Source organism: Methylosinus sp. sav-2 (genome assembly GCF_004366495.1).
Classification (GTDB): Bacteria; Pseudomonadota; Alphaproteobacteria; order Rhizobiales; family Beijerinckiaceae; genus Methylosinus.
This window is the reverse complement of record NZ_SOEJ01000010.1, coordinates 1-15,811: the sequence shown is the minus strand read 5'-3', so window position 1 is coordinate 15,811 and position 15,811 is coordinate 1. Positions and strand designations below refer to the sequence as shown.

Here is a 15,811-nt window from a genome sequence, read left to right as displayed (position 1 = left end):
AATGAGTGGCTCCGCGACAGGACGCGCGATCGAGGTCGAAGCGCTCGGCATGACGATGCGCTTCGGCGGCTTCCTCGCCCTCGATGACGTGTCCATGCGCGTCGCCGCGGGCTCCTTCCACGCTCTGCTCGGCGAGAATGGCGCGGGCAAGTCGACGCTCGTCAAATGCATGCTGGGCTATCAGAGGCCGAGCGACGGGCAGATGCTCGTCGACGGCCGCGAGGCGCAGATCCTCGGCCCGCGCGACGCGGCGACACTCGGGCTCGGCATGGTCTATCAGCATTTCACCTTGGCGCCGTCGCTGACGGGGGCCGAGAATCTCGTGATCGCGCGCGCCGATGCGCCCTTCGTGATCGATTGGCGAAAGGAGCGCGCCGCGCTCACGCAATTCATGGAAACCATGCCCTTCCGCGTCCCGCTCGACCGGCCGGTGGGCGCGCTTTCCGCGGGAGAGCGGCAAAAGCTCGAAATCGCGAAGCAGCTCTATCTCGGACGGCGCTTTCTCGTCCTCGACGAGCCGACTTCCGCGCTGACGCCTGACGAGGCGGAAGAAGTTCTGGGCCATGTGCGCGCGCTGACGCGCAGCGGCGCGCTCACCGCGCTGATGATCTCGCACAAGTTCCGCGAAGTCTTCGCCTTCGCCGACGACGTCACCGTGCTGCGCAAAGGCAGGCGCGCCGGCGGCGGCGCGATAAGCGCGCTCGACCGTTCCGCGCTCGCGGCGATGATGATCGGCGAGCAGAAGATCGCGACGCTCGACGCCCGCGCCGCCGTCGCCGAATCGGCGGAGCCCGTGCTGGAAATAAGAACGCTCCGGGCGCCGGACAGCGCCGGGCTGAAATCGATCGAAATCGACGATCTCGTCCTTCACGCCGGCGAAATCGTCGGAGTCGCCGGAGTCGCCGGCAATGGGCAGAGGGAGCTGCTCGACGTCCTTGCAGGCCAGCGCGCGCCGAAATCCGGCAAGATCAGGGTCAAAGGCTCGCGCTATGGCGCGACGCGCGCCGAAATGAAGGAGCTCAATGTGCGCTTCATTCCCGAGGAGCCGCTGCGCAACGCCTGCGCGCCGCTGATGAGCGTCGCCGAAAATCTGGCTTTCCGAACTTTCGATCTCGATCGCGACGGAAGGTCACGGCGCTGGCTCGACGGTCGGGCGATCCGTCGCGACGCGGAACGGCTCGTTGATCGCTTCGAGGTCAAGACCGCCTCCCTTGATGCGCCGATCGCGACGCTTTCCGGCGGCAATGTCCAACGCTCCGTCCTCGCACGCGAGCTGACCGGAGACGTCGATCTCCTCATCGTCGCCAATCCTTGCTTCGGCCTCGATTTCGCGGCGGTGGCGGAAATTCGCGCTCGTATCATGCAAGCCCGCAACGCCGGCGCCGCCGTATTGCTGGTTTCCGAGGACCTCGACGAGCTTCTGGAGCTTTCGGATCGAATTCTCGTCATGTCGGAGGGCGCGATCGTCTACGAGACTCCGATCGCGACCGCCGATGCGCATGAGATCGGCCGGCATATGGCGGGGAGGTGCTGATGGCGAAAATCATGGCGGAGCCGTTCGCCTTCGAGTTCGAGCCGAGCGCGCTCGCGCTGGTCATCATCGATATGCAATGTGACTTCATCGAGCCCGGCGGCTTCGGCGAGAGCCTCGGCAACGACGTCTCCCGGCTTCGCGCCATCGTGCCGACCGTGCTGCGTTTGCTGCTGAGCTTTCGCGCGCGCAGCCTTCCCGTCATCCATACGATGGAGTGTCATCGTCCCGACCTGTCGGACTGCCCTCCCGCCAAGCGCGACCGCGGCGCTCCGCGCCTGCGCATCGGCGATCCGGGTCCGATGGGCCGTGTGCTGATCGCCGGCGAGCCCGGCGCCGCCATATTGCCCGAGCTCGCCCCTCTCCCCAGCGAGATCGTGATCGAAAAGCCAGGCAAGGGCGCCTTTTACGCGACCTCACTACAAGAAGAGCTGACGCAGCTCGGCGCTCGGCAGCTCGTCTTCGCCGGCGTCACCACGGAAGTCTGCGTGCAGACCACGATGCGCGAAGCCAATGACCGCGGCTATGAATGCCTCCTCGCCGAAGATGCGACCGCGAGCTATTTTCCGCATTTCGAGACCGCTACGCTGGAGATGATCCGCGCCCAAGGCGCGATCATCGGATGGACAGCGAAGACCGAGCAAATTCTCGCGGGGCTGCGCGATGGCTGATCGATGCTACGCCGATCTCCTCGCCGGCGGCTGGCGCGCGCTCACCTTCTCGCCTTTTCGCGATGGCGTCGACATTTGCTGGCTCGAACGCGGCGAGACACCGAACGACCCTTCGCTCGCCGTGCTCCGCTACGCGCCGGGCGCGTGCGTCCCCAGACATAGGCATATGGGCCTCGAGACCATCGTCGTTCTCGACGGCGCGCAGAGCGACGAGACCGGCGAGCTGCGCGCCGGCTCCGTGGCGCTGAACGTCCCCGGCACCGCGCATTCGGTCTGGTCGAAGGACGGCTGCGTCGTGCTGATCCATTGGACGAAGCCTGTCGAGATTCTCGATTCGGAGCGATGATGCTGCAATTCGACATCGAAAGCCTTCTCGACGCTTATGCGCGAGGCCTCTCGCCGCTCGCGGTCGTCGAGACCGTCTATGACCGGCTCGAGGCGGCGGCGGATCCAGGTATTTTCATCCATCTCGCGCCTAAGGAGGCGCTGCTGCGCGAGGCGGCCGCGCTCGGCGCCTTCGACCCCGCCATCCCGCTCTGGGGCGTTCCTTTCGCCGTCAAGGACAATATCGACGTCGCCGGAATGCCGACAACCGCCGCTTGCCCGGCCTATTCTCATGTCCCACAGGTAGACGCGACCGTCGTCGCTCTGCTGAAGCGCGCGGGAGCGCTCTGCATCGGCAAGACGAACATGGATCAGTTCGCGACAGGTCTCGTCGGCGTCCGAACGCCCTACCCCGTTCCGCGCAACGCGATCGATCCGACGCTCGCGCCAGGCGGCTCGTCTTCGGGCTCGGCCGTCGTCGTCGCTCGAGGCATCGTCGCCTTCGCGCTCGGGACGGATACGGCGGGCTCGGGGCGCATACCGGCGGGGCTGAACAATATCGTCGGCTTGAAGCCGACCCTAGGGGCGCTCTCGACCTCGGGCGTCACGCCGGCCTGCCGGTCGCTCGATTGCGTCTCCATCTTCGCTCTCACTGTCGAGGACGCCTATCGCGTCTTCGAGATCACGGCGACGCATGACGCCAGCGATCCGTTTTCCAAGAGAGTCCCGAAAGCTCCGCTCGGCGCGCGGCCTCCGCGGCTGCGCGTCGGCGTCCCGGCGGAGCCGCGCTTCTTCGGCGACGCGCGAATGCGAGCGGCCTATGACGCTGCGCTCGGGCGGCTCGAGCAGCTCGGCTGCCAAATCATGCCGCTGCCTTTCGAAGATTTCCACGCCGTCGCCGATCTGCTCTACAGCGGCGCTTTCGTCGCCGAGCGCTACGCCGCGATTCGCGCGTTCATCGAGACCAATGCGGCGGCGCTGCATCCCGTCACTCGCGCCATCATCTGCGGCGCGAGCGGATTGTCGGCAGTCGACGCTTTCGAGAGCGCCTATGCGCTGCGGGCGCTGCAGGCGCGCATCGAGCCGCTGCTGGCGTCGGTCGATCTTCTCTGCGTCCCCACGGCGCCGACCCATTACACGCTCGCGGAAATCGCGGCGGAGCCGCTCGACGCCAACACGCGGCTCGGAACCTACACGAATTTCGTCAATTTGCTCGATCTCTGCGGCGTCGCCGTTCCCGTCGGCGCGCTCGCTGATGGCCGCCCGGCGAGCGTCACCTTATTGGCGCAGGCCAATCGCGATGCCCTCGTCGCGGCGCTCGCGCGCGACTTGCACGCAGACGAAGGGCTCGGCGCGACCAGCTGGCGAAGGCGGCCGCGCATTGCGACTCCGCCCGACGATGGAGAGCGGATCGAGATCGTCGTCGTCGGCGCGCATCTCTCCGGCATGCCGCTCAATGGCGATTTGACGGCGCTCGGTGCGAGATTCGCGCGCGCGACACGCACGGAACCCGGCTACCGGCTTTATGCGCTTGCAGGCCAAACGCCGCCGAAGCCAGGTCTCATCCGGGACGAAACCGGCTCGGGCGGCGTGGAAATCGAGGTCTGGACGCTGGACGTCGCCGCTTTCGGCCGCTTCGTCGCGGCCGTTCCGCCGCCGCTCTGCATCGGAACAATCCGCCTCGCAGACGGGTCTGCGCCGAAGGGATTTCTCGTCGAGCCCGCCGCTCTGAGCGACGCCGCCGACGTCACAGGCCACGGCGGCTGGCGAGCCTACTGCCTCGCGCTCGCGGAGCAAAAAGCCCGATGAGGACGCGTCCGCCCTCGTCTCCTGCCGATCGGTAGGACGCGGTCCAAAATTGCGACCAGCTCGGCGCTGCGCCGCATGATGACGCTTCTCAAAGGCGTTCGATAATCTGAATCGCCATGCGAACGGCAGCTGTTCTGTTCTCGACGCCCATCTTTTTGTAGATTTGCTCGAGGTGCTTGTCCACGGTTCTCGGGCTCAGTCCCAAAATTGCGGCGATATCCGCATTCGATTTTCCCCGCGACAGCCAGAGCAGCACTTCGGATTCGCGCGGCGTGACCGACAGAGCGCGCGACAGCGCGCCTTCCGCGCCGCTCTCATCGGCTTCCGTCAGGCAGAACAGCAGCTCGTCCCCGCTGACGAGGCCGAGATAGAGAATGCGGATTCTGACGCCGGCCCTGGTGGTGATGATCGCCTCCTTCTGCGCATTCGCGCGCCCATCGGGCATGAGCGCGCGCAATTGCGCGGCTCGGCGCGAGACCGTGACGTCGTCGTCTTCCATGTCGAGATCGAGCAGCGAGCGGGCTTTCGGCGTGCTCCAAATCACCGAGCCGCGTCGGTCCGTCGCCAAAAGATGACGGCCGGAGGCGTCCAGCGCAGATCGAGCGCGCAGGGCCATGCGGGACGTCGCCATATGCGCACTCAGCCGCACCAGCAATTGCTCGACGACGATCGGCTTGGTCACATAGTCGACGCCGCCGACGGTGAAACCTTGAACGACGTGATCGGTGTCGCTGAGCCCGGTCATAAAGATGACGGGCACGCCGGCGAGACGGTCGTCCCGCTTGAGACGGCGGCAGACTTCGAATCCATCCAGCCCCGGCATTACAGCATCGAGCAGGATAATGTCGGGCGTCAAGCGCTCCAAAATGGCGAGAGCCGACTCCCCACTTCGCGCGACGAGCGCCGTCGCGCCGCGATCCTCTATAGCCGTCGCAAGGAAGGCGAGCGCGCCGGGGTCATCGTCGATGATGAGGATCACACTAGACTTCATCTCTCGCTTCCATCTGATCTCGCTGATCCGAGCGCACTTGCGACCTCCGCGCGACGGTCACGAGCTCGTCGAATTTCATCTCGATCGACAGCCGGCTCAGCGTCTCGACGAGCGAGTCTTCCTCTGGAAACTCGGCTCGATACTTCTTCAGCAACGCAGTCACACCGCGCGCATGGCCGATCTCCGCGAGCGCGACGATATCATCGACCGGCAGCCGCCGTCGCGCCCCGGCGTCGCGGGCTTCCGCGTCAGGCCGCGACGCGCCGAATCGCCAGACGAGATCGCAGGTCGCGGCGATGAGGTCGAGCAGATCGCCGAGCTTGAAAGGCTTCACGAGATAGCCTTCGTATGTGCATCGATCGATGTCGACATCGAGCTCCTTTTCGGCGTCCGCCGAAAGCATGACGATCGCCACGTCTCGCCCTTTGCGACGCCTCACCGTCTGAGCGACCTCCCAACCCGATGGCCCGGGCATGTTGATGTCGAGCAGCACGAGCTGCGGAGCGACGCGCTCGACCAGATCGAGACAGGTCGTCCCGTCCCGCGCAGTAAAAACGACGAAGCCGAGCGGCGCGAGCAGGCGCGCGACCAGCTCCCGATGGCTCGCCTCGTCATCCGCGACGACCACAGTGACGCGTGCGCCGTCATAGCCGCTGATCTGCGAATAATCCGGCCGCGCCGAAATGATCGGCGGCGCCGATTGCGGGAGATAGAATTTGACCGAGAACAGGCTGCCGTGGCCGACGCTGCTGCGCAAAGAGATCGCGCCTCCGAGCACCTCGGTCATGAGCTTGGTGATGGTGAGGCCGAGCCCTGTTCCCGGCGCCCATTTTCGTCCGACGGATTCGAGTCTCTCGAACGGACGAAATATTCGCTCGTGCTGATCCGAAGCTATGCCGGGACCTGTATCCTCGACCTCGAATGTCGCCATGTCGCGGTCATAGACGATCGTGAATCGAACTTCGCCGACCTCGGTGAACTTCACAGCGTTCGACAGGAGATTGAGCAGAATCTGCCGAAGCCTCTTCTCGTCGATCCGCACCCATTTCGGCAACGAGCCTCGAACCTCGTAGCGAAACGCCACGCCCTTGGCCTCCGCCTGCAGCCGAAACATGTCGACGACCTGCCGCAGCACCGCCGGCAGACGCACATGGTCGCGATGCACCTCCATGCGGCCGGCCTCGATCTTGGCGATGTCGAGCAGTCCGTCCACGAGACTGGCCAGATGCTCCGCCGAACGACGAATCGTGCGCAGAGCGTTTGGGTCGGAGGGAACCGACGGCGTCCGTCGCTCGAGCAGCTGAACATAGCCGAGAATGGAATTGAGAGGCGTCCGGAACTCGTGGCTCAAGCCGACGACATAGCGGCTTTTGGCGATATTGGCGGCCTCCGCCGCCTCCTTCGCCTTCTGCAATGCGCGGTCGGTGTTCTTATGCGCCTCGATCTCCTGCATCAACAGCGTTGTCTGGCGCTGCGTCTCCTCTTGCGCCACCAACCGGCTCTCCTGCGCCAGCACGAAAAACCAGGAGATGATTCCCGAGATCAAGCTCAAGATCACGAAGGCCTTGAGCAGAGGCGGTCCGATGAGCGCGGGTGCGATGCGCGCATCCAGAACCGCCTGCCAATAGACGAGCCAGAGCGCGCCGCCCAGCAGACAAATGATGAGGACGAAGATGACGAGATAACGCCCGACATTCGAGCCGAGCATCTCCGCCGCACGCTCCGACAGCACACGCGCGAGCGAGCGTCGCAGCTGGTCCGCGAGCCGCGTCTCCGGCTTGCAGGCGTCGCCGCAGCGCGCGTCGAGCGTGCAGCATAGCGAGCAGATCGGGCCGGCATAGGCGGGACAGCTCGCCATGTCCTGCGGCTCGAACTCATGCTCGCAGATGCAGCATTTTTGCGCTTCCGCCGAGGCCGGCGTCCGCTCACGCCGGGCGATGTAGAATCGGCCTTTCGTCGCATAGGCGATGAGAGGCGTGGCGACGAGCGCCGCAGCGAGAGCGAGATAGCAGGACATGGCGCTCAACGTTTCGCCCAGCGCCCCGGCGTGCGCGGCGATCGACAAAACGCTGGCGAAAAGCGTCGCGCCGCAGCCGACCGGATTGATCTCATAGAGATAGGCGCGCTTGAACTCGATGCCCTTCGGGCTGAGGCCGAGAGGCTTGTTGATGGCGAGATCCGCGAACAGCGTGCCGATCCATGCGACCGCCACATGTGAATAGAAGCCGAGAATGCCTTCGATCGCACGATAGACGCCGAGCTCGATCAAGACGACCGCGATGACGATGTTGAACACCAGCCACACGACGCGGCCGGGATGGCTGTGCGTCAGCCGCGAGAAGAAGTTCGACCAGGCGATCGATCCCGCATAAGCGTTGGTCACATTGATCTTCAGCTGCGAGACAATGACGAAAGTGGTGGCGAGTCCGAGGCCGATCGTCTCGTCGCGCACCACATAGCCGAAGGCGACGACATACATTTGCGTCGGATCGCCGGCGTTCTCGGGCGGGACGCCGTGCTTGAAGGCGAGATAGGCCAGAAACGACCCGGCCAGCATTTTGGCCGCGCCGACGACGATCCAGCCGGGACCGGCGGCGATGAGCGACGCCCACCACCTCGCCCTTCCGACCGTCGCGGCTCCGGGGAGGAAACGCAGAAAATCCACCTGCTCTCCGATTTGAGCGGCGAGCGCGAAGACGACGCCGGACGCGGCTCCGAACAAAGTGAGATCGAGCTTCCCGTCGAGCGGCCCGATGCGGCCGGTGAATTTCGTCCAAGCGGATAGCGTCGCATGATCCTGCAGCGCGATCGCTGCGAAAGGCGCGACATGGAGCGCGATCCAAAGGGGCTGCGTCCACATCTGGAATCGGCTGATCGATGTGAACCCATGCGTGACGATCGGCAGCACGGCGAATGCACAGACGAGATAGCCGAGAGCATCCGGCACGCCGAGTCCCGCCTCCAGCGCCTTGGCCATGATCGCGGCCTCGATGGCGAAGAAGATGAAGGTGAAGCTCGCATAGATGATCGAGGTGATCGTCGATCCGAGATAGCCGAAGCCTGCGCCGCGGGTCAAAAGATCGATGTCCGCGCCATAGCGCGCGGCATAATAGGCGATCGGCACGCAGGTGACGAAGATGATCACGCTGACGACGATGATCGCCGCCGCGGCATTGGTGAATCCGCAAGTCAAAGTGATCGCGGCGCCGATGGCCTCGAGAGCCAGGAAGGACACTGACGCAATGGCGGTGTTGGCGACGCGAAACGGCGACCATCGGCGCGCGCGTTCGGCGGTGAAGCGCAGAGCGTAGTCCTCGAGGGTCTGATCGGCGACCCATTTATTGTATTCGCGTCGGACCCGAACGATCCGCTGCTGTGCCGTCATCTCCGATCGCCCCTGCGCCCCGCGCTTCGCCGGGCGCCGACGAAACTACGCCTCGCCACGACGAATCCACCGCCCGTATTTCGTTCGCGACGCCCGTTTCCGCGGCGCCGACGCGGACCCCACGCCCTGCGCCATTCGACCCGATCGCGAGGATAGCGGCGCGATATGCGTAGGCGAATACGCGAATCGACGTATGGCCGCGCGGCCCGGCGGAGAGCCAGTCTTTGCCGGAGGACGGGCTCGTCCCGACAGTGTGAGGGGAGACTTTATGACCACCAAATCCGGCGACGCGCGCAATCTATCCCGCCGTCAAATGCTTTCGGCGCTCGCGGCGACACCTGCGCTCGGCTTCATCGGACGGCCGGCTCTGGCGGCCTCCGCCGCCAACACGACTGGGCTGGCGGTGACGGATAGCGAGGTCACTGTCGGAATATTGCATTCCGTCACGGGAACCATGGCGATCAGCGAGACCGGCTCCGTCGAGGCGGAAAAGCTGGCCATCGAGCAGATCAACTCGATAGGCGGCGTGCTCGGCCGCAAAATCAAATTTGTGCAGGAGGACGGCGCCAGCGACTGGCCGACCTTCGCCGAAAAGGCCAAGAAGCTTTTGGTCAACGACAAATGCGCCGCCGTGTTCGGCTGCTGGACCTCCGCCTCGCGAAAGGCGGTCCTGCCGGTGTTCGAGCAGTACAACGGCATGCTCTATTGCCCGACCTTCTATGAGGGGCTCGAGCAGTCGAAGAACGTCATCTACACGGGTCAGGAGGCGACGCAGCAGATCATCGCCGGCTTGAACTGGGTGACCAAGCAGAAGGGCGCCAAGAGCTTCTACCTGCTCGGATCCGATTACATCTGGCCGCGCACCTCCAACAAGATCGCCCGCAAGCATATCGAGAACGTGCTGAAAACCAAGGTTGTCGGCGAGGAATATTTCCCGCTCGGGCACACACAGTTCAATTCGGTGATCAACAAGATCAAGCTGACCAAGCCCGATGTGATCTACGCCATCATCGTCGGCGGCTCCAATGTCGCCTTCTACAAGCAGCTCAAGGCGGCTGGCATTGATCTGTCGAAGCAGACCTTGCTCACGATCTCCGTGACCGAGGACGAGATCGACGGCATCGGCGGTGAGAATATCGCCGGCGCCTACGCCTGCATGAAATATTTTCAGTCCTTGGACAACGCCAATAACAAGGGCTTCGTCTCCGCCTTTCAGAAGAAATGGGGCGACAAAACCGTGATCGGCGACGTTACCCAGGCCGCCTATCTCGGTCCCTGGCTGTGGAAGCTCACCGTGGAGAAGGCCGGCTCGTTCGATATCGACAAGGTCGCCGCCGCTTCGCCCGGTGTCGAATTCAAAGGCGCGCCGGAAGGCTATGTGCGGATTCACGAGAACCATCATCTCTGGTCGAAGACGCGCGTTGGGCGCGCGCGCGCCGATGGACAATATGAGGTGATCTACGAAACCGCCGAGCTCGTTCAGCCGGATCCGTTCCCGAAAGGCTATCAATGAAGGATCGGCGGACCGGGCGACTGGTCCGCCGATTTACTTCGGCCGCCCCTTTTCCTCACGACATATGGAGGCTCGGATGCTCGGCGACTATTCGCTCAGTGATCTCGGCTCGATCTTCGTCATGCAAGGATTCGCCGGACTTATCCTGTTCTCGGTGTTTCTGCTCATGGCGCTCGGCCTCGCGATCATCTTCGGTCAGATGGGCGTGATCAACATGGCGCATGGCGAGTTCATGATCCTCGGCGCCTATATGACCTATCTCACCTCCAAGCTCTTCGAGACGTATCTTCCGGCGCTGTTTCCAGGCTATTTCTTCGTTGCGATGATCGTCGCCTTTCTCGCTGCGGCGCTGCTCGGCGCCATGGTCGAATGGGCGCTGATCAGCCGTCTCTATAAGCGCCCTCTCGATACGATGCTCGCGACCTGGGGCCTCAGCCTCATTCTCCAGCAGCTCTATCGCTCCATCTTCGGCGCGCGCGAGGTCGGCGTGGAGCTGCCGCCTTGGATGCTCGGGTCCTGGCAGATCACCTCCACCATAGAGGTGCCGATCAACGGTATGTTCGTGATGGCGCTGACAGCGGTCATCACCGCCGGAGTCGCTCTGCTGATCTACAAGTCTCGCCTCGGTCGCCAAGTGCGCGCGGTCGTCCAGAACAGAGTGATGGCGGGCGCTGTCGGAATCGACACGCAGAAAGTGGACCGCGCGACCTTCGCGCTCGGTTGCGGAATCGCGGGAATAGCAGGGTCGGCCTTCACCATGGTCGGATCGACAGGGCCGACCGCCGGCCAGCTCTACATCGTCGACTCCTTCCTCGTCGTTGTCTTCGGCGGAGCGCAGAGCCTCATCGGCACCATCGCATCCGCCTTCACGATCTCGCAGTCGCGATCGACGCTCGAATTCTTCACCTCCGGCTCCATGGCGCAGGTCGCGACGCTGATCGGCGTCGTCGTCATTCTGATGCTGCGTCCGCAGGGCCTGTTCGCAACCAAGGTGCGGCGATGAAACTCCGTGGAGACAATGCGCTTTTCCGCCGGTCCGAGCTCTTGGGCCTCCTCGCTTTCGCGACGCTCATCCTCGTCATGCTGCCGGCTGCTCTCGACATCTTCCGGCTCAATCTCGTCGGAAAATATCTCACCTACGCCTTCGTGACGATCGGCCTCGTCGTATGCTGGGGCTATGCCGGAATTCTGAGCCTCGGCCAGGGAATTTTCTTCGGTCTCGGCGGCTATTGCATGGCCATGTTCCTGAAGCTCGAAGCGTCGAGCGTCGAGAACACGAAAATCCAATCGACGCCCGGCATTCCCGACTTCATGGACTGGAATCAGCTCACCGCGCTGCCGTGGTTCTGGAAGCCGTTCGAGAATCTCGGCGTCACGCTCGCGGCGGTGGTGCTGGTTCCGACGCTGTTCGCCTTCATCATCGGCGCGGCGATGTTCAAGCGACGTGTCGGCGGCGTCTACTTCGCGATCATCACTCAGGCGGTGGCGCTGATCCTCACAATATTGATCGTCGGCCAGCAGGGCTACACCGGCGGCATCAATGGCATCACCGATCTGCGCACGCTCAAAGGCTGGGACATTCGCTCGGATGGCGCCAAGCTCACGCTCTATTATATCGAATGCGGGCTGCTGCTCGCCGCCATCGTCGCAACGCAGCTCGTCACGCGATCGAAGCTCGGCCGCATTCTCGTCGCCATGCGCGACAAGGAGGACCGCGTGCGTTTTTCCGGCTACTCCGTCTCGAGCTTCAAAATATTCGCCTTCTGCTTCGCGGCGGCGCTCGCGGCGCTCGGCGGCGCCATGTTCACATTGCAGGTCGGGTTCATGTCGCCGTCCTTCGTCGGAATTGTTCCGTCGATCGAAATGGTGATCTACACGGCGGTCGGCGGACGCTCATCGATCCTCGGCTCCGTATGCGGGGCGCTGCTGGTCAATTTTGCCAAGACGCGACTGTCCGAAAGCTTTCCCGAACTTTGGCTGTTCGGACTGGGAGCGCTGTTCGTCGTCGTGGTGCTGTCGTTCCCGGAGGGCCTTGCGGGAGTCTATCGCAGCTCCGCGCCGCGCCTCGCGAGAAGCTTCGTCGCGAAGCTGCGGGCTCTCTGGCGCACGCCGATGACGCGCTCTCTCGATCATGAACTCGCGGAGTGACGCCATTGTCGACACATCAGGATTTCCTTCTCTCGGTCGAAGCATTGTCGGTCTCCTTCGATGGCTTCAAGGCCGTGGACGACGTGTCGCTCTATGTCGAGCCGAACGAGATTCGCGTCATCATCGGCCCGAACGGCGCTGGCAAGACGACGGTGCTCGATCTCATCTGCGGCAAGACGCGCGCCACCTCCGGGTCGATTCGCTTTCGCGACAAGGAGCTCACTCGCATGAGCGAGAACGGCATCGTCGAGGCGGGGGTCGGACGCAAATTCCAGAACCCGTCCATCTATGACGATCTCACCGTGTTCGAAAATCTGGAGATTTCCTATCCGCGCGGCCGTTCCGTGCTCGGCGCGCTGCTGTTTCGTCGCGATCGGGCGGTTCGCGAGCGCATAGAGGAGATCGCCGAGACGATCTATCTCGCCGATCAATTGGCCGAGCGCGCCGAATATCTCAGCCATGGGCAGAAGCAGTGGCTGGAAATCGGCATGCTGCTGATTCAGGACCCCGAGCTCTTGATGCTCGACGAGCCGGTCGCAGGAATGAGCGTCTCCGAACGGCGCAACACGGCGGAGCTCTTGAACAAGATCATCGTCGGCCGATCAGTGCTCGTCATCGAGCACGACATGAAGTTCGTCGAGGACATCGCACATCGCGTCACCGTTCTGCACCAGGGAAAGGTGCTGTCGGAAGGCTCGATGGAGCATGTGAAGACAGACCCGAAGGTCGTCGAAGTCTATCTCGGACATTGAGGAGCGCCATGCTGGCCATCGAAGGATTGCGGGTCGCCTATGGCGAGAGCGAGGTCATTCACGGCCTCGAGGCGGAGGTCGCGCCGAATGAGATCGTCGCGTTCATGGGACGCAACGGCATGGGCAAGACGACGCTCATGAAGGCGCTGATGGGCATTGCGCGCACGACCGCCGGCGCCGTGCGAATCTCCGATCGCGACATCACTGCGCTGAAGAGTCACCAGCGCGTCGCCGCCGGCCTCGCCTATGTGCCGCAGGGCCGGATGATTTTTCCGGCGATGACGGTCGAAGAGAACATCGAGACCGGATTGACGGTCACGGGCGAGCGCGAGGTTCCCAAAGACATATACGAGCTGTTTCCCGTGCTGCTGGATATGAGACGGCGCAAGGCCGGCAATCTTTCCGGCGGCCAGCAGCAGCAGCTCGCTATCGCGCGCGCGCTCGCCTCGCGACCCAAAGTGCTGCTGCTCGACGAGCCGACGGAAGGCATACAGCCTTCGATCATTCGCGAGATGGCGCGAATGCTGAAGAAGATCCGCGATACGCGCGGATTGTCGATCGTCGTCTCCGAGCAGGTCCTGTCCTTCGCGCTCGACATCGCCGATCGCGTGCTGGTGCTCGAGAACGGCGAGATCGTCCATTCCGAGAGCCGGGCGACGATCGACGAGACGAAGGTCGCAAACTTTCTGTCGGTCTGACCGGCTAACCACGAAGGGAGAGAACAATGGCCGAAACATTGATCAAGGTCGATCTGACCCAATCCGCATTCGAAAACGATATGGTGCACAATCGCTGGCACCCGGACATACCGATCGTCGCCTGGGTGAAGCCGGGCGACGACTTCATCATCGAGACCTATGACTGGACCGGCGGCTTCATCAAGAACAACGACGACGCCTCGGACGTGCGCGACATCGATCTATCGATCGTGCATTTCCTGTCGGGACCGATCGGCGTCAAAGGCGCGGAGCCCGGCGATCTCCTCGTCGTCGATCTGCTCGACATCGGCGCGAAGCCGGAGAGTCAATGGGGCTTCAACGGCTTCTTCTCCAAGCAGAACGGCGGCGGCTTTCTGACAGATCAGTTTCCGCTCGCACAGAAATCGATCTGGGATTTCGAGGGACTGTTCACCAAATCCCGTCACGTGCCGGGCGTGCGCTACGCCGGCCTCATCCATCCCGGCCTGATCGGCTGCTTGCCCGACCCTAAGCTGCTGGAGACATGGAACACGCGCGAGGAAGCGCTGATTGCGACCAATCCGACGCGCATTCCCGGGCTCGCCAATCCGCCTTTCGCGCCGACGGCGCATCTCGGCCGCCTCGAAGGCGAGGCCAAGGCGAGGGCCGCGGCGACGGCCGCGCGTACCGTGCCGCCGCGCGAGCACGGCGGCAATTGCGACATCAAGGATCTCTCGCGCGGCTCGAAAATTTACTTTCCCGTCTATGTGCCGGGCGGTGGATTGTCGATGGGCGATCTGCACTTCAGCCAGGGTGACGGCGAGATCACTTTCTGTGGCGCTATCGAGATGGCCGGCTGGCTGCATTTGAAGGTCGACGTCATCAAGGACGGAATGTCGAAATACGGAATCAAAAATCCGATCTTCAAGCCGAGCCCGATTACCCCGACCTACAATGATTATCTGATCTTCGAAGGCATTTCTGTCGACGAGCACGGCGGCCAACACTATCTGGATGTGACGGTCGCCTATCGCCAGGCCTGTCTGAACGCGATCGAATATTTGAAGAAGTTCGGCTATTCGGGCGCGCAAGCCTATTCGATCCTGGGCACGGCTCCGGTACAGGGGCATGTCTCGGGCGTCGTCGACGTGCCGAACGCCTGCGCGACCCTGTGGCTGCCGACCCAAATCTTCGACTTCGATATCTCGCCGTCGGCGGCGGGTCCGATCAAATATCTCGACGGCTCGGTCCAGATGCCGATCGTTCCCGACAAATGAGGCGGTCATGCCGATCTATGAATATCTCTGCGACGCCTGTGGACCGTTCACGACAATGCGCCCGATGGCGGATTATCTCGAGCCTTGCGACTGTCCCGATTGCGGCGCCTCGGCACCGCGTGTCGTGCTGACGGCGCCGCGCACGTCGCTGATGAGCTCGGCGAGCCGAGGCGCGTTCGAGGCGAATGAGCGGAGCCGCTATGCGCCACGGCGGTCATCGTCGCACGGAGCCGGCTGCGCCTGTTGCGGCGGGGCGTCGAAAACCTCTGGGGAGGGGGCCAAGTCTTTCCCTTCTGCGAGGCCCTGGATGATCAGCCATTAATCACGAGACTTTTTCGTAAACGAGCTGGCGCGGTCGCTCGGCGAAGCCGTGGCGACAACGCCGGCTTTCGGCGATGTCACGTCAAATGGATGCGGGCGGGCGTGAGGCCGAGGCGCTTTGTCGCAAATTTTGTTTTTTGGACGCGGGCGTGTGAGAGTGACGCGGCTCACTCCGCGAGCGCATAGAACTGCTGGGCTGGAAGCAATTCGCCCCTGGTCTGCAACTGACCTGCCCCTGAAAAACTCCACCAGCATCGATTAGAGTCCGGCCGATTGCAGGACGGACACGATGAAGAAGAAACGGTTCACGGAAGAGGAGATCATCGGGATTTTGCGGGAGCAGGAAGCCGGCGCGAAGGCGGCGGACCTCGCGCGCAAATACGCGGTTTCGGAGACGACGCTCTACAATTGG

14 protein-coding genes are annotated in these 15,811 nt (G+C 63.3%); 12 read left to right on the top strand and 2 right to left on the bottom strand.

Going from position 1 to position 15,811, the window contains the following annotated elements:
- Window position 1: 1 nt before the first annotated feature.
- From EDE12_RS15670 to atzF, 4 genes are read left to right on the top strand one after another with little or no spacing between them, the layout of a single operon-like run.
- Window positions 2–1,534, top strand: a complete 1,533-nt coding sequence (locus tag EDE12_RS15670) for an ABC transporter ATP-binding protein (protein ID WP_026597723.1) — start codon at window positions 2–4, stop codon at window positions 1,532–1,534.
- Window positions 1,534–2,202: an isochorismatase family cysteine hydrolase gene (locus EDE12_RS15665; RefSeq protein WP_024882090.1), complete on the top strand. Its 669-nt coding sequence runs from the start codon at window positions 1,534–1,536 to the stop codon at window positions 2,200–2,202. Before EDE12_RS15670 ends, EDE12_RS15665 begins: the two co-directional genes overlap by 1 nt.
- Entirely contained in the window at window positions 2,195–2,548 is a 354-nt protein-coding gene (locus tag EDE12_RS15660) for a cupin domain-containing protein (protein ID WP_024882091.1), read from the top strand. The genes EDE12_RS15665 and EDE12_RS15660 overlap by 8 nt, the downstream gene beginning before the upstream one ends.
- Complete coding sequence (gene atzF / locus EDE12_RS15655; RefSeq protein WP_024882092.1) at window positions 2,545–4,335, top strand: allophanate hydrolase; 1,791 nt, start codon at window positions 2,545–2,547, stop codon at window positions 4,333–4,335. Before EDE12_RS15660 ends, atzF begins: the two co-directional genes overlap by 4 nt.
- An 88-nt stretch (window positions 4,336–4,423) precedes the next feature.
- Here the strand turns inward: atzF and EDE12_RS15650 are convergent, their stop codons facing one another.
- Both EDE12_RS15650 and EDE12_RS15645 read right to left on the bottom strand, forming a co-directional pair.
- Window positions 4,424–5,326: a DNA-binding response regulator gene (locus EDE12_RS15650; RefSeq protein ID WP_036290041.1), complete on the bottom strand. Its 903-nt coding sequence runs from the start codon at window positions 5,324–5,326 to the stop codon at window positions 4,424–4,426.
- Window positions 5,316–8,711, bottom strand: a complete 3,396-nt coding sequence (locus tag EDE12_RS15645; protein ID WP_026597724.1) for an ATP-binding protein — start codon at window positions 8,709–8,711, stop codon at window positions 5,316–5,318. Before EDE12_RS15645 ends, EDE12_RS15650 begins: the two co-directional genes overlap by 11 nt.
- A gap of 268 nt (window positions 8,712–8,979) precedes the next feature.
- Here EDE12_RS15645 and urtA point away from each other — a divergent pair, with 268 nt between their 5' ends.
- From urtA to EDE12_RS15605, 8 genes are all read left to right on the top strand, one after another.
- On the top strand, window positions 8,980–10,224 hold the full coding sequence (urtA, locus tag EDE12_RS15640; RefSeq protein ID WP_026597725.1) for an urea ABC transporter substrate-binding protein: 1,245 nt from the start codon (window positions 8,980–8,982) through the stop codon (window positions 10,222–10,224).
- A 76-nt stretch (window positions 10,225–10,300) separates the two neighbouring features.
- Window positions 10,301–11,227, top strand: coding sequence for an urea ABC transporter permease subunit UrtB (gene urtB / locus EDE12_RS15635; RefSeq protein WP_026597726.1), 927 nt, complete (start codon window positions 10,301–10,303; stop codon window positions 11,225–11,227).
- The gene (gene urtC / locus EDE12_RS15630) at window positions 11,224–12,372 is read left to right on the top strand and encodes an urea ABC transporter permease subunit UrtC (protein WP_036290045.1); all 1,149 of its coding nucleotides are present in this window, start codon (window positions 11,224–11,226) and stop codon (window positions 12,370–12,372) included. The genes urtB and urtC overlap by 4 nt, the downstream gene beginning before the upstream one ends.
- A gap of 5 nt (window positions 12,373–12,377) precedes the next feature.
- Window positions 12,378–13,124, top strand: coding sequence for an urea ABC transporter ATP-binding protein UrtD (gene urtD, locus EDE12_RS15625; RefSeq protein WP_198022879.1), 747 nt, complete (start codon window positions 12,378–12,380; stop codon window positions 13,122–13,124).
- 8 nt (window positions 13,125–13,132) lie between these two features.
- Window positions 13,133–13,822, top strand: coding sequence for an urea ABC transporter ATP-binding subunit UrtE (urtE, locus tag EDE12_RS15620; RefSeq protein WP_024882099.1), 690 nt, complete (start codon window positions 13,133–13,135; stop codon window positions 13,820–13,822).
- 26 nt (window positions 13,823–13,848) lie between these two features.
- Window positions 13,849–15,078, top strand: coding sequence for a formamidase (gene fmdA / locus EDE12_RS15615; protein ID WP_026597727.1), 1,230 nt, complete (start codon window positions 13,849–13,851; stop codon window positions 15,076–15,078).
- A gap of 7 nt (window positions 15,079–15,085) precedes the next feature.
- A complete protein-coding gene (locus tag EDE12_RS15610; protein ID WP_024882101.1) occupies window positions 15,086–15,400 on the top strand; it encodes a zinc ribbon domain-containing protein in 315 nt (104 codons plus the stop codon).
- Between the two features lie 288 nt (window positions 15,401–15,688).
- Window positions 15,689–15,811 (top strand): transposase (locus EDE12_RS15605; RefSeq protein WP_166671863.1); only part of this gene is annotated, 123 nt, incomplete at its 3' end.